Source organism: Aeromonas sp. QDB34 (assembly GCF_027705405.1).
In the GTDB taxonomy this organism is placed as follows: domain Bacteria; phylum Pseudomonadota; class Gammaproteobacteria; order Enterobacterales; family Aeromonadaceae; genus Aeromonas; species Aeromonas hydrophila.
In genome coordinates, this window is sequence record NZ_JAPDBT010000034.1 from 1 (window position 1) to 23,364 (window position 23,364).

The 23,364-nt window shown below is 50.8% G+C and carries 25 protein-coding genes and 1 pseudogene; 9 read left to right on the forward strand and 17 right to left on the reverse strand.

The genetic code is table 11. The features are described from left to right. Nucleotides 1–237: 237 nt before the first annotated feature. Nucleotides 238–366 carry a hypothetical protein gene (locus OKC29_RS22025; protein WP_270669745.1) on the reverse strand — a complete coding sequence of 43 codons (129 nt, stop codon included), beginning with the start codon at nucleotides 364–366 and terminating at the stop codon, nucleotides 238–240. A 1,688-nt stretch (nucleotides 367–2,054) separates the two neighbouring features. On the opposite strand from OKC29_RS22025, the gene OKC29_RS22030 reads away from it, so the two are divergent. Both OKC29_RS22030 and OKC29_RS23095 read left to right on the forward strand, forming a co-directional pair. Further along, nucleotides 2,055–3,035 (forward strand): IS5-like element IS5 family transposase, encoded by a 981-nt coding sequence (locus OKC29_RS22030; protein ID WP_247146326.1) that lies wholly within the window; start codon nucleotides 2,055–2,057, stop codon nucleotides 3,033–3,035. 292 nt (nucleotides 3,036–3,327) lie between these two features. Further along, nucleotides 3,328–3,537 carry an aminomethyltransferase beta-barrel domain-containing protein gene (locus OKC29_RS23095; protein ID WP_172691603.1) on the forward strand — a complete coding sequence of 70 codons (210 nt, stop codon included), beginning with the start codon at nucleotides 3,328–3,330 and terminating at the stop codon, nucleotides 3,535–3,537. Here the strand turns inward: OKC29_RS23095 and armA are convergent. The 12 genes from armA to OKC29_RS22090 form a co-directional block, all read right to left on the reverse strand. Then, nucleotides 3,518–4,291, reverse strand: coding sequence for a 16S rRNA (guanine(1405)-N(7))-methyltransferase ArmA (gene armA, locus OKC29_RS22035; protein WP_000359986.1), 774 nt, complete (start codon nucleotides 4,289–4,291; stop codon nucleotides 3,518–3,520). The genes OKC29_RS23095 and armA overlap by 20 nt on opposite strands. Before the next feature lie 304 nt (nucleotides 4,292–4,595). Next, nucleotides 4,596–5,291 carry a transposase gene (locus OKC29_RS22040; RefSeq protein ID WP_247141807.1) on the reverse strand — a complete coding sequence of 232 codons (696 nt, stop codon included), beginning with the start codon at nucleotides 5,289–5,291 and terminating at the stop codon, nucleotides 4,596–4,598. Nucleotides 5,292–5,414: 123 nt separating this feature from the next. Further along, complete coding sequence (gene traC / locus OKC29_RS22045) at nucleotides 5,415–8,063, reverse strand: type IV secretion system protein TraC (RefSeq protein WP_084218123.1); 2,649 nt, start codon at nucleotides 8,061–8,063, stop codon at nucleotides 5,415–5,417. A gap of 13 nt (nucleotides 8,064–8,076) precedes the next feature. Beyond that, nucleotides 8,077–8,448, reverse strand: coding sequence for a TraV family lipoprotein (locus OKC29_RS22050; protein WP_247141806.1), 372 nt, complete (start codon nucleotides 8,446–8,448; stop codon nucleotides 8,077–8,079). Between the two features lie 19 nt (nucleotides 8,449–8,467). Then, nucleotides 8,468–9,334 carry a disulfide isomerase DsbC N-terminal domain-containing protein gene (locus OKC29_RS22055; RefSeq protein WP_247141804.1) on the reverse strand — a complete coding sequence of 289 codons (867 nt, stop codon included), beginning with the start codon at nucleotides 9,332–9,334 and terminating at the stop codon, nucleotides 8,468–8,470. A gap of 11 nt (nucleotides 9,335–9,345) precedes the next feature. Continuing rightward, nucleotides 9,346–10,938: a TrbI/VirB10 family protein gene (locus OKC29_RS22060; protein ID WP_247141802.1), complete on the reverse strand. Its 1,593-nt coding sequence runs from the start codon at nucleotides 10,936–10,938 to the stop codon at nucleotides 9,346–9,348. 9 nt (nucleotides 10,939–10,947) lie between these two features. Beyond that, nucleotides 10,948–11,736: a TraK domain-containing protein gene (locus tag OKC29_RS22065; protein WP_042040502.1), complete on the reverse strand. Its 789-nt coding sequence runs from the start codon at nucleotides 11,734–11,736 to the stop codon at nucleotides 10,948–10,950. After that, nucleotides 11,733–12,290, reverse strand: coding sequence for a TraE/TraK family type IV conjugative transfer system protein (locus tag OKC29_RS22070; RefSeq protein ID WP_042040501.1), 558 nt, complete (start codon nucleotides 12,288–12,290; stop codon nucleotides 11,733–11,735). Before OKC29_RS22070 ends, OKC29_RS22065 begins: the two co-directional genes overlap by 4 nt. Before the next feature lie 7 nt (nucleotides 12,291–12,297). Further along, nucleotides 12,298–12,591 carry a type IV conjugative transfer system protein TraL gene (gene traL, locus OKC29_RS22075; RefSeq protein WP_042040499.1) on the reverse strand — a complete coding sequence of 98 codons (294 nt, stop codon included), beginning with the start codon at nucleotides 12,589–12,591 and terminating at the stop codon, nucleotides 12,298–12,300. A 57-nt stretch (nucleotides 12,592–12,648) separates the two neighbouring features. Beyond that, nucleotides 12,649–13,008: a hypothetical protein gene (locus tag OKC29_RS22080; RefSeq protein ID WP_042040498.1), complete on the reverse strand. Its 360-nt coding sequence runs from the start codon at nucleotides 13,006–13,008 to the stop codon at nucleotides 12,649–12,651. Nucleotides 13,009–13,112: 104 nt separating this feature from the next. Further along, on the reverse strand, nucleotides 13,113–13,454 hold the full coding sequence (locus tag OKC29_RS22085; protein ID WP_137736210.1) for a hypothetical protein: 342 nt from the start codon (nucleotides 13,452–13,454) through the stop codon (nucleotides 13,113–13,115). A gap of 420 nt (nucleotides 13,455–13,874) precedes the next feature. Further along, on the reverse strand, nucleotides 13,875–14,597 hold the full coding sequence (locus tag OKC29_RS22090; protein ID WP_247141800.1) for a hypothetical protein: 723 nt from the start codon (nucleotides 14,595–14,597) through the stop codon (nucleotides 13,875–13,877). A gap of 127 nt (nucleotides 14,598–14,724) precedes the next feature. Between OKC29_RS22090 and OKC29_RS22095 the strand changes: the two genes are divergently transcribed. Genes OKC29_RS22095 through OKC29_RS22110 form a run of 4 tightly spaced genes read left to right on the forward strand, consistent with a single transcriptional unit; the run spans nucleotide 14,725 to nucleotide 18,493 of the window. Then, nucleotides 14,725–15,450, forward strand: a complete 726-nt coding sequence (locus OKC29_RS22095) for a ParA family protein (RefSeq protein ID WP_247141799.1) — start codon at nucleotides 14,725–14,727, stop codon at nucleotides 15,448–15,450. Nucleotides 15,451–15,464: 14 nt separating this feature from the next. Further along, nucleotides 15,465–16,586 (forward strand): ParB/RepB/Spo0J family partition protein, encoded by a 1,122-nt coding sequence (locus tag OKC29_RS22100; protein ID WP_247141797.1) that lies wholly within the window; start codon nucleotides 15,465–15,467, stop codon nucleotides 16,584–16,586. 32 nt (nucleotides 16,587–16,618) lie between these two features. After that, entirely contained in the window at nucleotides 16,619–17,119 is a 501-nt protein-coding gene (locus OKC29_RS22105) for a hypothetical protein (protein ID WP_042040492.1), read from the forward strand. A gap of 12 nt (nucleotides 17,120–17,131) precedes the next feature. Continuing rightward, nucleotides 17,132–18,493: a hypothetical protein gene (locus tag OKC29_RS22110; protein WP_247141795.1), complete on the forward strand. Its 1,362-nt coding sequence runs from the start codon at nucleotides 17,132–17,134 to the stop codon at nucleotides 18,491–18,493. On the opposite strand, the gene OKC29_RS22115 is transcribed toward OKC29_RS22110, so the two are convergent. Continuing rightward, nucleotides 18,441–18,854 carry a hypothetical protein gene (locus OKC29_RS22115; protein WP_247141794.1) on the reverse strand — a complete coding sequence of 138 codons (414 nt, stop codon included), beginning with the start codon at nucleotides 18,852–18,854 and terminating at the stop codon, nucleotides 18,441–18,443. The two genes, OKC29_RS22110 and OKC29_RS22115, sit on opposite strands and share 53 nt — an antisense overlap. Nucleotides 18,855–18,895: 41 nt before the next feature. On the opposite strand from OKC29_RS22115, the gene OKC29_RS22120 reads away from it, so the two are divergent. The 3 genes from OKC29_RS22120 to repA all read left to right on the forward strand — a co-directional run bounded on the left by OKC29_RS22120 (nucleotide 18,896) and on the right by repA (nucleotide 20,971). Continuing rightward, on the forward strand, nucleotides 18,896–19,408 hold the full coding sequence (locus tag OKC29_RS22120; RefSeq protein WP_247141792.1) for a hypothetical protein: 513 nt from the start codon (nucleotides 18,896–18,898) through the stop codon (nucleotides 19,406–19,408). Nucleotides 19,409–19,510: 102 nt separating this feature from the next. Continuing rightward, complete coding sequence (locus tag OKC29_RS22125; protein ID WP_042040488.1) at nucleotides 19,511–19,714, forward strand: hypothetical protein; 204 nt, start codon at nucleotides 19,511–19,513, stop codon at nucleotides 19,712–19,714. A gap of 327 nt (nucleotides 19,715–20,041) precedes the next feature. Further along, nucleotides 20,042–20,971, forward strand: coding sequence for a plasmid replication initiator RepA (gene repA / locus OKC29_RS22130; RefSeq protein WP_247141790.1), 930 nt, complete (start codon nucleotides 20,042–20,044; stop codon nucleotides 20,969–20,971). 448 nt (nucleotides 20,972–21,419) lie between these two features. On the opposite strand, the gene OKC29_RS22135 is transcribed toward repA, so the two are convergent. The 3 genes and pseudogenes from OKC29_RS22135 to OKC29_RS22145 form a co-directional block, all read right to left on the reverse strand. Continuing rightward, on the reverse strand, nucleotides 21,420–21,809 hold the full coding sequence (locus OKC29_RS22135) for an H-NS family nucleoid-associated regulatory protein (protein ID WP_247141788.1): 390 nt from the start codon (nucleotides 21,807–21,809) through the stop codon (nucleotides 21,420–21,422). A gap of 316 nt (nucleotides 21,810–22,125) precedes the next feature. Further along, the gene (locus OKC29_RS22140; protein WP_247141786.1) at nucleotides 22,126–23,022 is read right to left on the reverse strand and encodes a DUF6685 family protein; all 897 of its coding nucleotides are present in this window, start codon (nucleotides 23,020–23,022) and stop codon (nucleotides 22,126–22,128) included. Nucleotides 23,023–23,129: 107 nt separating this feature from the next. Further along, nucleotides 23,130–23,364, reverse strand: a pseudogene (locus OKC29_RS22145) (hypothetical protein); the annotation flags it as partial.

A 23,364-nucleotide genomic window follows, 5' to 3' on the forward strand; every position in this document is an offset into this window, starting at 1 on the left:
CCGGGCGGGACGGCAGACAGAGGCCATCACCTGGTGGGCGGCGCGCTCGGCTGCCAGGTTCCCATCGCGGGCAGGAGATGGCTGCAGTGCTGCAATCGCTCGAGGTGCTGTGTCGGCCGGTGACGTTGCCGGGCTCGGGTCACCGGTGGGGCGCTGCTGGGCGATGGCCAAGTCCCCGGGCGGGACGGCAGGCAGGGGCCATCACCTGGTGGGCAACCCGGTCCGGTGGCCTGGCCCTTAGGAGAGGGTGATCGAGGGGAGGAGCAAGCAGCAGTGCTGCAACTGTTGGGGCACCCCGCTGGCCAGCAGCCCCAGCCTCTCCTTGGTGGTGCGAGATCTGATCCGGTTGGCGTGCTGCTGGACCATGGCCAAGTCCCCGGGCGTGGCGGTGCGCCGGGATCATCACCTGGTAGGCGAACCGGTCAGGCGGTCTGGCCTCAGGAGGGGTGATCGCGGACAGGAACGCGCTGCAGTGCTGCAACCGCTCGTGGCACCCCGCTGGCCAGCAGCCCCAGCCTTTCCCTAGTGGTGCGAGATCAGATCCGGTGGGCGTGCAACTGGGCCATGGCGATGGCCATGTCACCGGGCGGGACGGCAGACAGAGGCCATCACCTGGTGGGCGGCGCGCTCGGCTGCCAGGTTCCCATCGCGGGCAGGAGCTGGCTGCAGTGCTGCAATCGCTCGAGGTGCTGTGTCGGCCGGTGACGTTGCCGAGCTCGGGTCACCGGTGGGGCGCTGCTGGGCGATGACCAAGTCCCCGGGCGGGACGGCAGGCAGGGGCCATCACCTGGTGGGCAACCCGGTCCGGTGGCCTGGCCATTAGGAGAGGGTGATCGAGGGGAGGAGCAAGCAGCAGTGCTGCAACTGTTGGGGCACCCCGCTGGCCAGCAGCTCCAGCCTCTCCCTGGTGGTGCGAGATCTGATCCGGTAGGCGTGCTGCTGGACCATGGCTAAGTCCCCGGGCGTGGCGGTGCGCCGGGATCATCACCTGGTAGGCGAACCGGTCAGGCGGTCTGGCCTCAAGAGGGGTGATCGCGGACAGGAACGCGCTGCAGTGCTGCAACCGCTCGTGGCACCCCGCTGGCCAGCTGCCCCAGCCTTTCCCTAGTGGTGCGAGATCAGATCCGGTGGGCGTGCAGCTGGGCCATGGCGATGGCCATGTCCCCGGGCGGGACGGCAGACAGAGGCCATCACCAAGTGGGCGGCGCGCTCGGCGGCCAGGTTCCCATCGCGGGCAGGAGCTCGCTGCAGTGCTGCAACCGCTCGAGGTACCCCGCTTGCCGGCAGCCCAAGCCTCTCCCTGGTGGTGAGAGATCAGATCCGGTGGGCTTGCTGCTGGACCATGGCCAAGTCCCCGGGCGGGACGGCAGACAGAGCCCATCACCTGGTGGGCGGCGCGCTCGGCGGCCTGGTTCCCAGGTGCGCGCTGCGGTGCTGCAACCGCTCGAGGTACCCCGCTTGCCGGCAGCCCCAGCCTCTCCCTGGTGGTGCGAGATCAGATCCGGTGGGCGTGCTGCTGGACCATGGCCAGGTGCCCGAGCGGGACGGCAGACAGGGCCATCACCGGGTGGGCGACCCGGTCCGGCGGCTTGGCCCTGAGGGGCGGGTGATCGTGGGCAGGAGTACGTTGCAGTGCTGCAACCGATCAAGGCGCTCTGTCGGCCGGCGACAAGACGGTATGAAAGGCGGCTGAGAGAAGTTGCGGCTGCAGAACTGCAACCGCTCGAGGAACAAAGCTGTTAGCTAGTCTGTGAGCCAATCGACAGCTGTATTGTGTGTTACCGCTTCAGTAGTTGTTTCAATTATGACACTGGAATATCCCCCCACGGTGGGATTTACCCCCATATTAGCCGCATGTTCTGCTTCATCGAAAGTGGGGAATACGGCACATGATTCACGACTGTAGCCTCTTTCGAAAATAATCTTGCAGCGCCCATGGTATCCGTCAGGCACTGTTGAAATAACATCTGGCGTAATTTCATCTAGGGAAGGTGCGAACAAGTCCCTGATATGAGATCATGTTTGTCATCTGGAGCCATGAAACAGGGTTCATCATGAGTCATCAGCTCACCTTCGCCGACAGTGAATTCAGCAGTAAGCGCCGTCAGACCAGAAAAGAGATTTTCTTGTCCCGCATGGAGCAGATCCTGCCATGGCAAAACATGGTGGAAGTCATCGAGCCGTTTTATCCCAAGGCTGGTAATGGTCGTCGGCCCTATCCGCTGGAAACCATGCTGCGCATTCACTGTCTGCAGCACTGGTACAACCTGAGCGATGGCGCGATGGAAGATGCTCTGTACGAAATCGCCTCCATGCGTCTGTTTGCCCGGTTATCCCTGGATAGCGCCTTGCCGGACCGCACCACCATCATGAATTTCCGCCACCTGCTGGAGCAGCATCAACTGGCCCGCCAATTGTTCAAGACCATCAATCGCTGGCTGGCCGAAGCAGGCGTCATGATGACTCAAGGCACCTTGGTCGATGCCACCATCATTGAGGCACCCAGCTCGACCAAGAACAAAGAGCAGCAACGCGATCCGGAGATGCATCAGACCAAGAAAGGCAATCAGTGGCACTTTGGCATGAAGGCCCACATTGGTGTCGATGCCAAGAGTGGCCTGACCCACAGTCTGGTCACCACAGCGGCCAACGAGCATGACCTCAATCAGCTGGGTAATCTGCTGCATGGAGAGGAGCAATTTGTCTCAGGCGATGCTGGCTACCAAGGGGCGCCACAGCGCGAGGAGCTGGCCGAGGTGGATGTGGACTGGCTGATCGCCGAGCGACCAGGCAAGGTAAGAACCTTGAAACAGCATCCACGCAAGAACAAAACGGCCATCAACATCGAATACATGAAAGCCAGCATCCGGGCCAAGGTGGAGCACCCGTTTCGCATCATCAAGCGGCAGTTCGGCTTCGTGAAAGCCAGATACAAGGGGTTGCTGAAAAACGATAACCAACTGGCGATGTTATTCACCCTGGCCAACCTGTTTAGGGTGGACCAAATGATACGTCAGTGGGAGAGATCTCACTAAAAACTGGGAATAACGCCTTAAATGGCGAAGAAACGGTCTAAATGGGCTGATTCAAGGCATTTACGGGAGAAAAAACGGCTCAAACAGGAAAAAATGAAATGACTGAGTCAGCCGAGAAGAATTTCCCCGCTTATTCGCACCTTCCTTATGCTTTTGAGCCATGCATGCATTTGTTTTTAACCTTCTAAACTGTAGTTGAAACCTATCTTTTCCTCAAAATATCCTCTATGTTGTCCAAGGAAAAGATAATCCAAAACTTTGGAAAAACATAGTAAGTGTTTCAGAATTGCACTTGATAAACGAAACTTCATTACTTAATAATAACTATACAGCATCTATCCGTTATAGAAGTCAGGATACACCAGTAAAAGTAACCCAGAATGAAAATGGATATATATTTGAATTTTCTGCACCACAATGGGCTCCAGCCGTTGGACAGAGTTTAGTACTTTTCCAAGAAAATGAGTGCCTTGGAGGCGGAGTTATTTCTGAAATCCACTAGTAATATATACTAACTCATTCCCTATAACCTTCGAATCAAGGATTTTTATCCAACCTTTTGTAAAAGATTCAAACCATAGCTGGTAATTCTCTTCCATTCCCTTCTCCTTTCCAGATAAAGACTTTATTGGAAAAGATATTACAAAGTTTTGAGTATGAAAAAGCTGTAGGAAATCCAAGATATTTACATCTTGCTGTTTTAGCACAGGAAGCATCTTTAAAAGGAATACTACATCATAAGTACCTTTGTAGACATCACTCTCTTTATTCAAAAACCTATACTTTATCGTCGTCTTTAACTTCCCAATAATGCTACTCAAAAAAGCTATCTCAGCTCTATCAATATCGTATGCATGATATATTATTTTTTCATTTTCATTCCATTGGTATAAAGCTAATGGATTGAAGCCACAACCAAAATCTAAAATAGATGAGACATGTTTGATATTTCCAAATACATAAGTGTAAAAGTCATTTAATGTTGCGACTCTTTCATTCGTCGAAGAATGAATCTTTAGTAAATCTTCTATTGATAACTGCCCCTGATTGTACTTTTTTAATAATTTATCCCAATTAGGATAGGCAGAATAGTAAGACCCCCATATTTGATGCAATTTCTTTTTAGAATAATTCTCAACTTCCTTTAATTTATATTTCTTCTCAGAAATGGAAACAACCTTTTCAACAATATCTGAATCAAGGTTTTCGTACTTTTTTGATTCAAGTATCTTCTTAACAACATCATTCTTATCCATTTGAAAGAACCTACAAGTTAAGTATTTGATAGGAACTGTCATTTCGGGTTTTTTGCGGTTTCGGGTCAAAATTCGGTTTTTCCCCCGAACTACGACTGTTTTCGCACCCCGAACAACTAATCCAATCAGAATTTTCCGGCAACGCCGACTCTAAGAAGTGTAATTCCAGTCCATTTCTGCCGTCAACCCCTGATTCGCGTTAATGCGACAAAGCTCAAACACATAACTCCCCCACGAAGCCATATAAACTCCGATTTCGAGGTGTTATCCTGTTCCGCATAAACTTCGTTTTTGGGTATTATACCTACACCAAAGCAAGCTCAGGAGGTGAACGAGCACAGACGGCCACTGGCTGCTCCCGTTCCTGCTGCTTTGCCCAGTTAATAATCTTGGCAAGCTCCTTGGGATCCTCGATTATCGCCACAACCGACATTGTTCCCTGGCATTTTGGGCAAACAAACGGGTCAACTTCATAGACTTTCTGTAACAACCGTGCCCAACTTTGTTTGCGCAACTTGGACCAGGCATCGGAAACTTGGACAGTTTCCGGTTTCTCCTGAGGTATGGCTGGAACAATTTTGGATTCGCGTGGATGACCTTTTTGCCAACTTTCTGGGGCCAGGCTATAAATATTGGGGCGCTCTTGCCACTGCTTGCGGACTTTGCCCGCATATACGCCATAGCGACGAAGCAATTGAACCCGCCTTGGTGGTAAATGGGCCACAAGCTGGTCGACGAATTCAAAGCCTTTGAAGGTCTCTGTTTTTCCTTTGTAGAATCCCTTTGGGCTAGCTGTCCAGATTATCGTGTCGGAAGCTGGATCATACTGAATTTTTTCTGCACAGGTAGCGCCGCGAACGACATACTGGCCGAGGGCTTCTCGATCGGCCTTGTTGAATAGTCTGGTTTCGCTCTCGATGCTAAAGCCGGAATGCTTCCAGTCTCTGAGCATGTTCACTCGGGCTTGATCTATTAGTTCCTTTCGCAGAAACAAAGCCATAATCGCTGCTTGCCTAGGTAATCAATCATGTTTTATCCTGTGAATTTAAAAGACAGCCCATCACTTTGGGGTTGTTCAACTTCGTCTCACTGTAACAATGGAGAGGATAACCTCTCCATTTTTTTAAGCAGCTTTTACGCCTAGCACTTGGTCTCTTGCCATTTTGTTCGCATCATGAGGCGTATGGCCTGCTGCCTTATAAAGATATTCGAGCTTCATATGTTCAAGGGCCATTACAAGGTCATTAGAACCAAGCCCCATACTTCCGTAGAACTCTTTTAGCTCGCCAACTCTTGTGTAGTCCTCGCCTTTAGTCGAATAACTAGCTATAGAGAATCGGTCCAAAGTCACGCGGCCAATCGAATTGATATTGCCTGGGCCGAAGATCATTACTTCACTGTAACGTTCATCATCTCTGCGTACAGATTTTAGCAGGCGCATTTGATAGTCATCTAGCACGACCCGTTCACTTTTCGAAAGGGCAGCAATGGATTCCTTTTTCTGAGACATCATAAATAACCAGTCGCTGTTTGCGAATACAGCGGCTGCAGCGGGGTTTCTGAAGTAGTCATCAACACCTTGCGTGCCAGTGACAAGAGCCCCAACGTACTTTCTTGCCCGTCTTGAAACGTCTTCTACGAATTTTGAGTCTCGGCCTTCAAGTAGTTTCCATCCTTCATCAATTTTCAAAATAACAGGACTCTTTCGGTCTCCGAGATACATTTTCTCTGTTACATGGAACATTAGTATTTTCATAACGACTTGTAACATTCGAGCTCCGCCTTGAGCAAATTTCTCTGTCTCAAGCACAACGTATCTGGAGTCGAAATTTATGTTACATGGGCGTTCAAAGAACTGCCCCCATGGGCCTAGCTTGGTGAAGGGTTTGATTGTCAGCGCGAGTTCATAAATGATAGCCCTTGTCGTTTCAGGTATTCCTACCTCTTCACTACGGAGCATCATCTCCTCATAGATGAGCGTAAAGGTTGTAGCTTGCTTATGCTTATTTATAACAAAAGGTATTACGTCGCTCAGGATACTCTCTTCTGTATCGGTAATATCCTGTCGTTGCCGTGCCATGGACGCGACAATTGAGGTAATCAGAGAGTTAACTTCTTGCCAATATTCATTCTGCTCTTGTGGTGACGCATTTTTCGCAGGGCCGATATTGGAGAAGGGGTTTAGTGATAAATTATCATCAAGATCGATGTATGTCCCGGAGAACAGTTCGCAGCTATATTTATACGAGCCGCCAATATCGATGGTGAAATCTCTTCCTCCTGCTGCTAGGACGCACTCAGTAATATAGTTCATGGTGACTGATTTGCCAGAACCTGATTTCCCTACCACCGACATATTGAAGTTGCCGTCTGGGTTTTTGAACGGGTTGATGTTCATCAGCTGACCACGACGGCCTAGCAATAGCATTAATGGTTCGCAGTTCTGGCCGCGCCATTCACCTTGTAAGTTTGCAAGGTTTGCAAGATTCCAGCTCATCATATGGCGTGTCATGCCAAGATCATCAAGGTCATCAAATAACCCCTCTGCCGCTGAGAATGGAATGCAAGTCATGAAATATGCAAGAGACAAGAAGCGAATTTTTTTTAAGCGCCATCCTTTAGCTGATTCGAAAATAGCTTTCGCTTGCTCCTCACAGCGGTTTCCTTCGCCATCCGGTGCAAACATGATAACGGACTGATGAAGCTTAATCGCTTTCTCGCCATCGTCCATGTGCTTCTTAACGAATAGCCACTCTTGCGCCTGTTGTCGCACATTCGGGTTCAGGGCGGCCAGTATGCTTGTATCCTGAGCCTTCTTTGTTGTTTTTAAGGCTTCTGTCGTGGCCTTTTCGATCATCCTGTCTTGCTTGGGAATATAGAAACTCGTGACCATCAACACCGAGCCGGTGTAGCGCATCGCATCCTGAAACACGCTCCCCAAGAGGTCTTGATTTTGCCACTGGGCCCAAAGCCTGGGGCGCTTCTTGACGGTAAAAACGCGAACGTCAAATGCATCCTCAGTGCCCTCATTGAGCACTAAGTTGGACATTTTTACGCGCAGTTTGGAATCAGGTTCGGTGGCCTGCTCATTTAGCGGAGTGACATCATCAGTAGTGATCTGGGCCGGGTACGGGTCACGAGTACGGCTGATCCAATCGCTGGTCAAGGAGACGATACTGTCTTTCCCAAGAACACGGTTGGCAATCCCCGCTTGCTCTAAACTCGCTTGGAACGACTCACGCATATTGACTGCTTGCTCGAGATCCGTGCTCTTGGGTTTTCCCGCCTTTGCCCAAACGAAAAATGCCCGGTGATGCATCAGGCGCATTGTACGGCCAGGAAAAATCGAGCCGTTAATGCCGCTGGCAAGATGCTTGACTCGCTCTGTGGTCATTTTTTGTATTAGAGGGTTTGGATCCGTGCGTGAATTAGCCCAGCGGTCTAATTGATCACGACACTTATCTGATATTTCAAGGATTATCTGTCCATAGACATTTTCACCCATGCTTGAATATGCTTGTGCAAGCTGCCTGACGGTTTCCTCATCTGCCCCATTTAATGGTGCGAGCTCCAACACATATCCATAGCTATTGCTGTTTATCGCCATCATTGTTTCAGAATCGAAACTCCGTAGCGATATGAGTGACGCAATGCCAGCACCATCATAGAAGGACTTGGTGGAAGGATGATAGGGCGTTGCACGCCCCATTTCATCATCACCAAATGTGAAAAAATTCCCTATGGATTCAGTTATAGAATCAAACCACCTCATATCATCACCGCCATTAGTTTTTTATGCCTGCGCCAGCCCAGCGACCTTTTTTCACAAACCAAATATATTGTTGATCAAACCAGAGGTCATTTTGGGTATCTTCTACAGGCGCGAACCACATCCTGGCCTGCTGGTCAGGAATCCGTCCCGGCGTGTATGTAGGAGTGGGGATGTTATAGGGCTCGGCATCGTCTTTAAGAACGGCAGAGCCCTTCTGCTTTACTGATTTAGGGACCGGGCTGAGATTATCTACGTCCTGAGTGGTAAGGCAGGGTGAGATACCATCATCCGATTTGCACTCGTAATCTGTTTTATAGGTGGATGCGGCGCACCCCCCCAGCAGAAAGGCGAAAGAAATAATTGCATACTTCATTGCGTTGTTCATATCTGTTCCTCAGTTATGACTACTTGGTCTTGTGAATATTTTTAATAACCTGATTGAGAGATGATTGATCCAGATACCCTTCGGAAATCAACGAGCCGGTTCGTCCATCATACAAAATAGGAGTGCCCATCCTTCGAATGTTGGTGTTCGGGTCTTTCGGCATAGTGGTGAAATATTGATTGTAGAAGTCATATATTTTCTGCAGCCCAGCAGTGTCACAATCTGTTCTCACACCGGATATCACATATCTACGCTGAGCGAAGTTTTCTATAGTTTTCAGTGGTTCATTGGAGCAGAAAACATCCTGAATCATGCTCTTGTCAGAGATGTTCGGTATAAGCAGTGCGCGAATGGTTGCATTCAATCCAGCACTCTTGCTTTCAGAGTAGAGCCTATTGCACCAACCACACTGAGGATCGAAAATTTCGTATATGACAGGGGCATCCGGGCCAGCGTCATGCAGCGTAATTGAATATTGTGCTATTTCTTCGAAGGCTTCTGCTGGAACACTGGTGGGAAGCGTAGGCCTGCCCTCAGTGGATATATGGCCTTCCTTGCTATTTTCCTTCGGCAAAATGCCCAGGGCGCGCTTGCGGTCTACAGTGATATCTCTTTGGATGCTCGGGTCATAAATCCCACCGACAAAAAGCAGCTTCGCCTCGGTATCGGTGTAATACAGGTTCGTCGAGGATACGACTTCATACAGACCTGCAATGGGGGACGCATTGATCTTCACATCTTTGGATTTAGGGAAGTGTTCTGCAAACCGTTGTTGTACCGACTCGAGCCCGGAATCACGTGTGCTGATGAAATATCCGGCGATCCCTGCCAGAACAATCAATGTAAACGCAATTAAATTAACGGCGTTAAATTTAATGTATTTCATGTTATTCCTGTTTAGTAAAGACTGGTGTTCCAGTTGGTTACGGTCGCATCCTGAGCCTGTGAACCCTGCACCTGTGTGGTGACAGGCTGGGCATATTGGATTACCTGCTGTGCCGCTTGTTGGTAGTTCTGCGGAGATGGCGCAGTATTGAGAGCCTGGTTGTTGATATAAACCCCAGAGGGAGTCTGCTGCTGAGCGGTTGCGGTTTGGCGGGCCCCGTCCTGCAGCTCTTGTTGGCCGGAGAGGTCGACGGGAGTGAAAAACACGATCTCAACGGGTGTGCCTGCTTTGATTGGCAAGACCGGCTGGATCTGTTCCAGGCGTTTTATGTAGTAGCGTTGCATTTGAGTACCGGTGGATTTCAACGCTCCGCCAGCAAGATCAAGCACGGCATCGCCACCGTCATAGGTTTTCACTGTGCCCATTGCACTCTTGCTGGTCTCGCCCTGGAGTCCCTGAACTACATCGCCTGTTGAGCCGAGAGCCCCAGCCCAGAAAGCGTGAGTCATCAGGTCGCCTTCTCTACGGACTACTTCCCCCTTAATCCCATACTGGCCACGACTGGCCAAATAGCCGTTGACTCGAACAGATACGTTGCGGCCGTCAGGATAGGTACATGACATCAAACTGATACGGGCAGGTGACATCTCCGCCGACTCGTCCCCATAGGCTGCCGCTTCCACAACGCAACCAGTGGTATCAACAAAGTGTTTCTTGCCATGCTTGTCCATCCCTGCCACAGCTCGACCTTCAATACGAACCAGTAGCGGGCGCGGGTCTTTCTGCGCGTCTACAGACGCAGATGTCCGAGCACCGATAATGATCCGCCCGGGCGCATAGCTACCTGGGGGGAGGTAGTCTTCACCAATCGGCTTGCCACCTTTCTTGCGGGAGGAAAGGTTGAATTCGAGGGTTTCCCACTTCGGCTTTCCTGTTACTGGAGTGCCGGCGTTAGCTGCAGGATTAGGCTGTGCGTAGCCGCGAACAGCTGGAGTATTTCGTGCTGAAGCACCTGCCGGAAGACCATCAGCATCGACCGCTCCACCGTTCCCAGTCTTGGACAGCTCACCTTGCAGTTCTGCAACTTTCCCCTCCAGCTGTTGGCGTGCTGCGGCGTCAGCCTCCAGGCGAGCAAGTAGATCCTCTTGATTAGCCAGTGCCGCCTCCCGCTCCTTCTTAAGGGTCTCTTCCAGTGCCTTGAATGAGTCGGCAAGGTTGGCCACGGTACCCAACATCTCGCTCTGCTTTCGTTGCGTCACGGAGAGTTCTTGGTCCAGTTGTTCCGCATAGCTCGATGCATAGTCCTGGTTTTTGGTGAGATCAGGGAGCCTCCATTTCCCCTGGTTCTGGGAAAGCCGTTTGGCAATGTCAGCGGCAGTGGTGCCTTGGGTCGAGGTGGCTGCTACTTGATCTTCCGTATATAGGCTGTAAACCGTATAGGCTCCGCCAATGAGGAAGCAAACGCACAGAAGCACACCAAACCATATCCATCCTTTTCGCCTTCTTGCAGCTGGATTCTCTGGAGTGAGCTCCTGCTCAATTACTTCATCAGCAGGGACCTCTGACATGGACGGGTCAGTTACGCTAGGTTCTACTCTGTTCATTGGAGGCCCTTAGTTTCTGCGGATCCGATAAGCGGTGATATGATGTTTCGGCGGCACCATAAATGCGTCCTTTTCCATCAGATACATAGGCGCATCTACATACACACCAACACCTGAGGAAGCATTGAGCTGGCGCTCATGCAACGGCAGTGAAACCGTGCCCTTATTTACGATGTCCAGCTTCTCTCCTACCAATGCGGTTGTAAGCCAGAGTTGAGTAAGCCGGACATCAAAACCATCAGGTAATGCCGTCTTCACACCGGTATCCATGACCCGCATTTCCACCCCATCAGGTAAACGTGACGCGGAAGGTATGAAGCGAACCATCTCCTGGGCCAAACCGAGAGCGGCTTCTTTCTCTGAGCTGAACTCTTTCCCCCAAACCAGCTTGGGGACTTGCGCAGCAACAGTGCCTACTGGTGGGGTATAACTATTTGCCGCAGCAGGGGGGATGGAGGGAGAAAGAATTACTTCTGCAGGTTCCCCTTGCCGGGGCTGGAAGCTGACGCGAAGCCGAATACCATTCTCGGTGGTGACCAGGGCACTGATCTTCTTCTCCAGGGCGCCCGATTCAGTTGGAATAATCATGAGCTCGCCAGTGTCAGTATCAATCGAGTGTTCGATCATTCCCCCCGGCACAGAAAGTTGAGCAATCCTGTCGTCGGTAAATGAAATGAAATTGGGCTCATCTCTCGATATGCCAATAGTTACTGGTTTCCCTTCGGTAAAGGTGACTGGCGTTACGGCGAAAATTGCAGGACTGCAAATTGCCATCGCTAATACAAATACCTTTCTCATTTGCTCTCTCCAAGATCGACAATGTCAAGCAATTGACCTGTTTCAGGCTTATATCTGAATCCGTACAGCACTTCTTTGGGGTCACCAACAGGCCTGCTGCCAAGACGAATTTCTTGGACCCCTCGAACGATCGCTAATTGTGTGGGGGCATCGAAATAGATGTCTGATTGGAAAAAGACAAACTTATAGCCTTTTGTCTTAATCTCTTTCGCTTGGTCATTTATCCATGCCTTCAGCTTCGTGTGCGCAGTAGGTGCTGCCCTTCTTAAAAGAACTCTTGCGGAGAGACCTACCGTGTCAGCGGTCATGTTGAAAAACAACAGCGCATCTTCATACGCAAGTTGTTCATAGTAGGCGCTGTCGCCAGCCTTGCTGGCCAATGAATACTCTTTGCAAGTACGAGTAGGAACGTGTTTGACCGGAGGGTCATATAAAAATATTTTAAAGGACAGTGCTACGTTGGCGGTCATCGTCAATAGCACCATGAATTTCCAGCCGTTGATTTTGCGACTGGCTTTAGCGACATCATCGCTATTATTCTTCACTTCTGACATGCAGGCCTCAGCTGTAGTACACGCGGATTGCTGAGTCAGGCAAATATCTCAGGCCGCTAACAAATTTTGGAAATATCCAATATTTGACATGTGATAAAAAATCCGGGTCACCTTTTTGTGCCTTTCTAAATACCAGGTAGAAGGCGATACCTACAGCAAGCCCAAGAATGAATTGGCCTGCGTTCCAACCCACGAGAATTGGTGCAAGTAGTAAGCCGAGTTCTTGTGTAGTGAATATCAGTATTTTGAAAGGGTCATCAAGGCGTTCGGGAACTAAATACATTTCATAATCGGACGACATAGAAAACTCCTATCTCCACGAGCAGGCGGGCCTATGTAGACCCGCCCCGGAGTAACATCAGATCAGGGCTGTTACCGTGAAGTCGACAATGTTGTCAATGCCGTTCGCAGTGAAACCGACCCCCAGGGCCGACATCAACAACTGCGGCTGGAACTTGAAGACGGAGCCGATCATGGCGAAGGTGCCGCTGACGCCGGTCGCCAGTTTGCCGCCGTAGCCGGTCGCCACCCCCATCGTCGAGTCGTAGGAGTCTTTCAGCAGGGTGTCGCCGCCGTTACCGGCGAGAGCAGAGGTTGCCGCGACCAGGCCTACGGTACCGACGATAGCTCGGGTGGGGGGGCGCTTCATGAGGCCAGAAATGGCCAACTGGACATTCACACTGCCTTTCAGAACAGCGGAATTGATCGATTGAATCATGGATGGATTCTCCTCTCTTCCATGGGGTTGCAGAACTGCAACGCCAAATAGCGTTGCAGCAATACTGGGACGAGGAGAGTGGGAAGGGGCGGGGCCCTAGGTGATTAAGGCTGTTCTAGACGAGAGTTGAAATCATTCTCAAACTTGCGTAGGAAATGGACCTCCGCAACGTCGAAATTCTCATCGATATACTCTAGAACTTTCTTTGCGTCTCTAAATGAACGGTACTTCTTAGCCCCTCTACGAGAACTCATCAGTACCAGCTCTGACACTTCTTCACCAATTCTCACTCTAAAGACAATGCGGTACCAAGTCTTCTCTCCATCCGAGGCTCGTTCCTTACCCTCGAAAGGGATGCAGTACAGGGCCTCCAGCACGTTGCGCTCGTCAAGAAGAAGGGTCTTGAGGTCCGCATGGGTCACCTCATTAATCGGGGGGTGAATCATCGTTACGTTTTCCTTTATCAATCCCCGCGTCGAAAATATATATATCGACACAGAGAAGGTCAATTGGATGTGCAAAATAATTATTATTGTTGGTCGTTTCGTACCGCGATGCTCTGCGGATAGCATTATTGTAACCACTCCTGTAGCTTTGCCAATTATAACCAGTGTGAGGAGATGGAGGTTTTGTGATGCGTTTGACACCAGAGAGCGAACCCAACTTCAAGGTGCGGTGCAGCTCAGGTTATCAGCCAGTGGTCGTCTATGACGCTGGCCGGCAGGTATACGTGATTGCTCAGAGGCTTCCCGGATGTGAACCTGAGTTCGCGCTGAGTTATAGGGTTCGTAGGGAAATTCGGATCTTTAAGACATGTCCTGTCGGAGCGCTGGAACAACTCGGTCTGAAAGAGGTGCCACTCATTCTCACTGAACAGATCGAAGAATGCTCGCCATTAACACTAAGGTCATCCAGCTCGTGATCACGGCCATGAGAGAAATGGCAGAGCTGGCCAAGGCATAGATCAGTACGTTAAACACCTGAGGCTGGTATTCGAGGAAGAAGGTAGGGAATGTGCTGACACCGAAGCTGGCAATGATGAGCAGTGTTGCAAGCAGAGGAAGGCAAGCCTTTATGTCCGCCCGAGACAGTCGTGCGTAAGCCAGGAAGGGGAAGCCTAGCCCGCCAAAAAGTAGAATATAGGGCAGGACAGTCAGCAGTGTTGCAGGAAGAGTATCGATGTGAGGTGCCTGCAACCATGCTGCCAACAGGGTATGGGACTCTGGCATAATCAGTGCCGGTGTGAGCATAGAAATGCTTAATGGTGCGCTACCGACGCACCCCATCCCTACCAGTGAAAGGAGGCCACGCTGGTACCTGACATCTAAGGTGCCGAGCACCCCCTCATACCCTGGAACACGTTGTAACCTCAAACGGGTCGGGAGGATCCCGAACGGGATTGCGACTATGCCATGCGTTAACTCATGCGTGAGGGTTCCAAGATAATGAAGGGAGAATGACACTTTCTCTGTAAACACCCGGGATATTGCCGAGCACAGCAACCCGCAGAAGGGGTACAGCAGAGCAGCGGCGACGATAGGTAGGGCTAAGAGTGCAAATGAAGGCCAGGCAGATACCAAAGTTCCCATTTATCAAATCCAGTGTGTCGATATATATATTATCGTTCCATTATGTCGTGACTTAGCCTATCATCGGGGACAGGCAAATCAAGTTGCCAACCGGGCGCCGGGCTGTGGTGCAAATGAGGATTTATCCATGCAAGCTAAGCTGTTTCGTTCATCCAAAGTAATCGTTATTGCAAATCCGAAGGGCGGGGTTGGGAAAACCACGTCTACAGTGAACCTTGGTTCCATCATCGCCAGAAAGTATGGCTGCAGGGTTTGTCTGATTGACGGTGAAAAAGATGGTTCGTTGAGCAATTTTCAGTTTTTCGGGAGCAATGAGCCGGGGGCAATTGACGTATTCAGTGGGTTCTCGAATGACCTGCAAAAGCAAATTCCGCTGTATCGCCATGCGTATGACGTCATAATTGTCGACACTGCTGGTGTAACTCCTGACGTAGGAGCGGGTTTTTCAACCTCGATGGTTGGCCAAGAAAAAGTCGCCCTGGCTGCTGTTGCAAATGCCGACCTGCTGCTGATCCCCATGAACCCAAGCCCTATCGATATCCGTAAGACGGAGCAATATGTCAATACGGTTGAGCGCTTGATGGTGATGAGACCCCAGTTGCGGGCGGCCATCATGCTGAATGAAGTCAAGAAGACCGAACGCCTGACTACGATGTCCATCGAAGAGCTCACTGGGCGTTGGGAACATGTTCCTCTGCTGCCCGAAACAATCCGGGACACCACTATTGTGAAGCAGGCCTTCGGTGCCGGTCTAGCCATTGATGAGTACGAACCCAATCATCCGGCAGCAGATGACTACCGGGCTCTCACCGACAGGGTAGTTGCAGTGCTGCAAGATCTGGATGGACAGTAAAGGGGGATACTTCAATGGGAAAGGGAGCTAAGGGTATTACCCTCTTTAAAAAACCGCAGCCAGACGATAAAGGTTCGACTCCAGTAAGCAAACCGGAATACTTCTTTATTCCTGATGTTGCGGCAGGACGAACGCTGGTTGAGATTCCTCACGACAGAGTTCGACCTGATCCTGATCAGCCAAGAACAGAGTGGGCAGAAGAGGATCTAGATGACTTGCAGGGAAAGGTTGAACCTGCAGGCAGACTTCTCCAACCGATAACCGTCCGAGAAGACCCTGACAAACCTGGATACTTTGTTATCAAAACAGGGGAGGGGAGATGGCGTGTAACGGGGCCAGACAGGCTGGGTTGGGCAACGATCACATGTATTATCGAATCCTCTGATATGGAGGTCGATACCCAGGATGTCTTCGCAAATCAGATCCTCGAGAATATTGGCAAAATAGCAATGCGGCCCCTTCAGTTAGCACAGGCGATTGAAAAGTGGATGCATGGCTTTGATGGTAAACGCAAGAGCGGTCGGGAAGCAGCAGCAAAGTTTGGGTTAAGTGAAACCGCGATCTCCAGGTATCGAAAGCTACTCGGGGCTGACGAGCGGATCCAAGGACTGGCCGGGCGGTTGACCAATATCAACACACTCACCTCGTTGGTCGATTTATCCAGGCTCGATGAGGCGAAGTTTGAGGACGTCATCACCCAGCTAGATGCCGGCACGCTGTTAAATGCAGAGCGATATTTGCAGCAGCTGGTCGCCGGCTTAAAGAGCCCGCAAGACCGGTCTAATAGTGGCCCCTCTAGCGCCACGAATACCAGCGAAAACCCTGATGCTAATCCAGAGCTGATGGAGGGGGGGGGTGAGGAACCGAGTACAACCTCTCCCCAAAAAGGCAAGCAACAAAGACAAAAACGGGCCCCAGGAAATGCCACCCCAGCTCACTTGCAGTGTGGCTGGAATGAGACGCTGACCCTGGTGGACGAAACTATCCCCACTGTGGACAGCATCACTGCTGCTGAGGCCGACGGGTTTGCAGTACTGCAATTCCAGATGGCCGGGGGTCCAATATCAATGAAGTTGTCCTTTGAACAGCAGCTACAACTGAAGTGGTTGCTGGATAAGGCGGCGGAGAACCACTAAGGGAGGGGCGAGCAATCGCCCCTATGGTGTGAATGGTTGAATCAATAAATGGGCTTCCCCCAGTAGATAAAAATGAACTGATCGCGGCTGGAAAATATTTCGGCCGTATTTTTCTCGAGTACGTGTGGAACTTGCCTCAGTACCGCGGGGCTAAAGGAAAAGACGAGCTCAGCCATGAGTTATTAACAATAGGCATGGCTGAACGTGAAGCACAAAAAGACACCCTGCAAGTGAAGGCAATCATTGGCATGATCTGCAGTCGACAAAATATTCCATACTGGTTGAATTATGCCGCAATGAAACTGGCACTCGAAAATAACTTCAAGCCAGTTCATCCTGCTGATTCAATCGGGATTGTGGCTACATCGCTTAAAGACTTTCAGAGTGGATATAGCAAGCGAGAGAGTAATCAAATAAAGCTATCCTCACTCATGTCATATATTGATATGACATATCATGTCGTTCTGCCTGAAGCTCACTATCCAATCATCATTGCCTATCTCGAACACCGTAGATACGAAGTCATGAAATAATAGGGCTGCTCTGTGAAAGTAATCAAGAAAGGGTTCTACGAAGCCACCAAGGGTGGTTATGTTCGTTCTTTAGAAGAGCGAGATCGGCAGTTGCTTTCCGATACCTGGACTCCATCATCAGATCCCTATACACGGCAACAATCCTTGCTGTTACAGATGAGAGAGCAACAACATTGGCTCTTGTGTGACTGTCAGAGCAGCAAACCAGTAGTCATGTATCCACGTAGATACCCGTCAGGTGTGATTGGTCTGGTTAACCACCCAGACCATCATGCTCATGAAGAACACTGTCCGTTCTGGAAAGTGACGAACCCTGAATCTGAGAAAGAAGGCCGCAAGCTACGGCGTGTCAGGCAACGCTTGGATTTTTGCTTCCATCAGCGTATTAATTCCGACCCCACGGAGCCTGAGGAACAAGATAAGGATCCATCGAAGAATAAAAAAAAGCCAGGAGATCCTGGTTTGGTCAAGCTTATATATTTATTGCTGGCTATATCCAGGTTAGACAGGTTTGATGGGGAAAACAGATATAACCAGTCACTTGCCATTGAGAGAATTCGTAAAGCAGCGGGCAGCCTCACAGTTGATAAGTTATTTACTGTTGCAGATATTCTGTATACAAATATCAGCGAAATTAATAGTGCAGTCAGAACTTTGCAGACCACAAAATCAAAGTGGTCCCGACGAGCCAGACCCCATGCAATATTCATTGTGATGTTTGATAAGCATGAATATGTGGGCAAGCAATTGAAGATCCAGTGGTTCAAAAAATCTGGCACAGAGTGGGATAAATCCGAATACATTTTCCCGTCACATATGAAAGTTGTGATGCCGGGGCGGGTGAATGTCGCTGAAGGGGGGCCATACATCATGGCATTTACGTTGGCGGATCCAGAGGGAAAAGAGGACTTCCCCTTCTTCTCACCCTGCAAGGGGGCCATTGTTCCGATCTTAACGAAAGAGCACCCGATGCCAGTTGATAGCCGTTTCGAGCGTGAGACGTTCAAGGCATTGCGAACTCTGGCAAGAAAAGAGCTGGAGTGCCAGAGATCAATAACCGTTATCAAGCCTCTGAGTGACCTTGTTGCGCCGCTTTCTGGAGAGCCTTGCCGCCCAGATGCGGTGATCGAGTTCGGGGTCAGGAAAGTCATCGTCGAGGTGATGGGAAGTTACAGCGACGATTATAAGTTGAGTAAAGCTATCACACTGCCTCGTATGCGAGAGATCGCGCCGGTGATCGAGTTTGACGCCCTCGGCGCTGACTTAGATGGCCAGCTCAGGGAAGAGGCCATGAAGGTGTGCAGACAGGCTGTTGCGCAGCTTACCCAGGATCCCTCTGGAAGCACTGCAAGTGAGCCAGATCCAAGGGGGTAGAATGAAGAAACGACCAGGTGTATTCATGGGCTACATTGAGCAATTGGACGACCCCTGGAACATCAATCAACCACCCGGCCCGCAGGCGCTCCCTGAGATTTGCCTTCACATACCATCGATGCTGTTGAGGAAGCCCTGAAATGGCTGTTGCCAGCGACTCGTCAAATCTCGCTGGTGTGATCACCCACCATCCCTCTTCGGCCCTCAGCATGGATATCCCTGGCCTGCCAGCAATGCCCTGGTGAACAACGGTTTTTCTTCTTGCCTTGGCCTGTCGGTACCGAGCCCACGCCTGGATATAGAGCCGGCCTTTGTGTTGAGTCCCCATAGCATGATCCAAATGATCTTTGTGTTCCATCATGCTACCATCCGTGTGTCGATAATAGTATTGTTGCTGCCATTATGATCCAAATCAGCCCGTCATTGATCAATTCCCTCGAGTCCATCGGACGCTCGTCAAAGCTCAGCGAGGCAGAGACGCAGGATGTGTTGGACGCGGCCAGAACGCTGCATTTTTTGAGAGAGGTTCTGACCACAATTGCAGTCGGCTACGACGTGGGAGACGCCACTCGTGATGAGCTGCTGCGGTGGACAGGGAGACTGCCTGGTCACGAACTTGAGCATACAGGTGAAGCCCTGCCTGATATGGAGCCACCAGTGCTACAGGTCGCCAACGTGCCATGGGAGGATCTTCATATCCGGCTTCGGGACGGTCTTAATCGGCTTGCCAGAGAGCAGCAACTCTACTTCCAGATGATGCTGGGACAGCGTGACTCAGCAGGGCTCTGGTCTGCCTTGCGGGATGAAGGCCTGCTGACAGAGCAGCAGCTATCTCTACTGCAAGTCCAGCAGCCAACACCAGACTGGATACTCTCGATCGCTCAGGATGTGGTCGAGCGCATGGGGATTTTGTGATCATGACGAGAGATCATCGATAGATCATTGGATTCTGAGTGAAATCAGATTAAAATCAGAAGCTATTGATTGTTCGAGTTTTGGGTGAAGAAGGGGGAAGGTATGGCTGCACTTGTTGAGCGCGCTGATCAGGTCATTTCTGCCACGGAAATGTCCCGGAACTTTTCTTCTAACATCAGTCGAATCGCCTCTGGCCAACAAGACCGACTGGTTGTGATGAAGGGCGGAAAGGCGTTGGCTGTTGTGATGTCCCTTGATGAACTCTACCGCTTGCAAGGCGGTGAACAAGCGAGAGAAGTAGGCTAAAAAAGCAAAACCCGCATGGGGTCAGTTTGGCGACCATCCCCAGCGGGCTCGGAATCCCAATTAACCAACCACTCTGCCGGCAAGCAGGTACATACGTTAAGGAGGTCAATTATGTAGAACATACCGAGGATTACTCGGCGGGCTAAACGTCCCGTATGCCGAGACGCTTTAATTCTTCAGTTGCAATGATAGCACTCTCCGTTTTCCGTGTGCAAGCTGCTGGCGATTTTTTGCGTCCCGATTTGTGTGTTTTTTGAACTGGGAACACTGTGCCAGTGGCTGCGAATCAAAAATTGCAGTGCTGCAAATCCCTGACGCGGGTTTGCGATGCCTGTATCTAGAACAAAACCTAGTCATAACGAGGCTGTGGCACGTAGACGAGCGTTTGTCGAACGCTCCTGCTATGTTGCTAACCCCAATCCTGCGTTTAGCGCGCCAGGTCACCATAAGCCGCATCGGCCGAAGTTCATCAAGTCATGTATGAACCTGGCGGCCTCTCGAGATGTCTGCTCCTGGGCGGGATTCACCCTATTGGAGGCGGTTGCCGGCCGCCGTCGCCATTTCTATGTGCACGCGCGACGGGGCATGAATGCGATGGTGATGGCCATGCTGCACTATATGAACAGGGTCACATGGCAGGTCGAAGCGTCAGTGCATACCCTGACGCTTCACTGCTCAATGGACACTACCTCTCGCGCTGGCAACCATTCGATAACCCGGGGAACCCGGCGGATTGTCGATCTTGAACGATTTGGCCTAGTTGAGTGCGAGAAGCACATAGATCAAAAGACAGGTGCCATTTATTTCAAGAGCATTGTGGTCACTGAGCGGTTCTTCGACATGATCGGTATGGATGTTGAAGTGGCGCTCCGTGAACGCAATACCGCATTCGAAAAATGGCGGAGCGATCAGAACCTGGGATTAGATATCTCGCTGTCCGAGATGGGCAGAATGTCTGTCACCGAATATAGCAGCCTGCGTAAACAGTATGTGGTGGCCAAGGCGTGGTCATTCCGCCATGACAAGAAGATAACAAAGGCACAGGTTCGCAGAGCAAAGCGTCTTGCTCAGAAACCTAAGGATGAACTGCGCAGGATCGTTGCTGAGGAGCTATTCCAGAAGACATCAAACTCAGCGCGTGACTTTAGCAGCGCAGCTATTTCTGCATTTAATCGCCAAGTCGGCCAACGGATGCGCTATATATATGTTCTCGCTGTGGCAGATGATCCTCCAGACGATCCCCAGCCCCTGAATTAACCATTTCAGAGCGTGCCACATTGACAGTGGTACGCTCTGGTATACCTGCCTGCCGTGATTGATTGAAATTCAACCACCTCCTTTATTCGTATCCCACTCCGAAATGGCCAATAACGGGCTACCAAGCCATCGCAGTTAAAGTTATCTACATAAAAATGCATCGGATAAGGCTCTTAAAATGCGCGGGAACGCTTGATAGATGCATGGTTACTTAAGAGATAAATATTCCTAAAAGATCAGATCTTGTCTGTCTCCCGTTATCTGTGGATAACGGGGAAGAATGCCTGGCTATGCAGGGCAGCTACGCTGCCCGCCGCCAGAAGGGGGAAAAAGGAGAGAGGCTGGCCTTGAGCCCTGGCCTGACAGGATAGCCTCTTATAGGCTTTTGCACGATGATTGGACAGTAATGAAGGAGGCGTCATGCGACAGCATCAGCAGGAGTGCCATGTCACTCCTGCTGCGCTGATTGGGAGATGTACCGTTTCAGGGCCTCTTTTCCTACCGAATCTATGATGGGTTTCAGTAGCCTTGGAGCGTGGCCCCGGCCAGACCACTGCACTAGCTGACCATTAATCTCGTAGGTGATTTTCCTGGCTGGTTTGCGCTCTTTTTCCAACTTCTCTTTCAGCCGGTCATAGGGTATCCCTAATTCTTCTGCACGTTGAAGGAGTTGTTTTTTGAGTAGTCGTGACGCTTTTTTAGCTTCATCGCGTGCGATCATTTCTTTCTCAATTTCCTTTACGAGTTTACTTAGCAACCTTGGGCTCAGTTTCGCCAGAACAGACTTTCTGGATTCAGCACGGGAGAGATAACAGACAACAGATTCGAGATCGGGCACGGGTGTATACCTTAAAGAAGAGATCATATTCTGATGAAGAGAGGCACATTTGATGCGCCAAGACTCACTGAATTTTTGAATAAATAAAATATATTTTTCCTATCTCCACGATAATATAATCCACTAGTGGGGAATGAGTATCAGAGATGCTAAATACATCTTCGCCCTATTCAGCAACAGATGGTTTGGGCCGTGCACCACAGTGAATTTATCTGTAGATGGCATAATAATGGTGCCCGGTATCAAAACCAAAACCTTGGAACAGCTATATGACAACTCCAGTCGCTAAAAAGTTTGCTCTTCCCATGCGGATTACTCAAATATCTCGCCCAGGAATGCCAGTTTGTTGATGGAGCAGCGCGTGTAGGGTATCCCCGAGGTTTGGTACTCCGGCGCTAAGCAGCACCTTGGCGGCGGCCAAAGAACGGGACTCTCTTCGTGGTAACAGCAAGACATACCCGCCAGCGTGGGGGCGCGGTAAGTCGCCTACGAAGTACGTGGCCTGAAGGACCCGCATCGCATCTGACAGTGCCAACCAGCGTACCGGGTCTTTGGTGATGCTGAACAGCATGTATTCATCGGTGAGAGCGGTGACTGCGGCGGGGTTGAGTCGGTACGCCTTGAGGTTCCCCTTCAACTGAACCGGACAGCGAGCGACGCCAGCGAGGTAGCGAGCGGTGGCAAAGTGATGGCTGCCGCCTTCATTGATGAGGCACACTCGGCCATCCCAGTCGTGGTAGCAAAAATAGTCGAAGCACCTTGGTTGCATGATCCGAACTTCACCATGGGCCAGGTTGCGGGCGATGGTGTCAGGGCTGGCATCATCGAGATATCCCTGGCAGCGGGCCTCCGCAAATGCGTCGAGATCAGTGAACTGCTCGAGGGGGCTCTTGGAAGCATTGAGCACTTCTACTTGGCGAATATCACAGGTCCATCCCTCAACCTGCACCTGCTCGCAAAGATTGGCGAGGGCACCAATCATGATGGTCACACCTCGATACTCGCCATGAACGTATTGTCTGCCACGCAATTCACCGGGTTTGGCATCCCAGCCGGAAGGCAACCATTGGTGCCAGCGAGTGATGTAGTCAACGTCGGTATTGCGTGGGAGTTCAAAGGCGTAACCGATATCAGGATGGGCAAGTAGCAGGGCATTCAGGTTAGCAGGGTAGCCAAACTGGTGCTGGATATAGTGCACGGCGGCGGTAAACATGGTGAGGACTCCATCCGGTTCCAAAGGGAAGTTTGAGTGCAGCACACACTCATGGAGCGGCGCTGTTTGTATCCGCTATCCTGTGGCCCGAACAATTAAACGTCAACTCACCTACTGAGTAGTGGATTGCCCTCTATCGGTACCGAAAAACTCAGGCCGATCTCCGAGGCCGCCGCATCCAATGAGAGCACGGCGGTATAGACTTCGGTCGATTTGAGCGATCGATGCCCCAGATAGGCCTGCAGCCGCTTGATGTGGAGGTTTCGGGGTTTGGGGAGCAATGGAACCAAAAACCAACGTAAGCTCTGAATCCCACCGTAAAGGGGCTTTCCGATCTCCAGC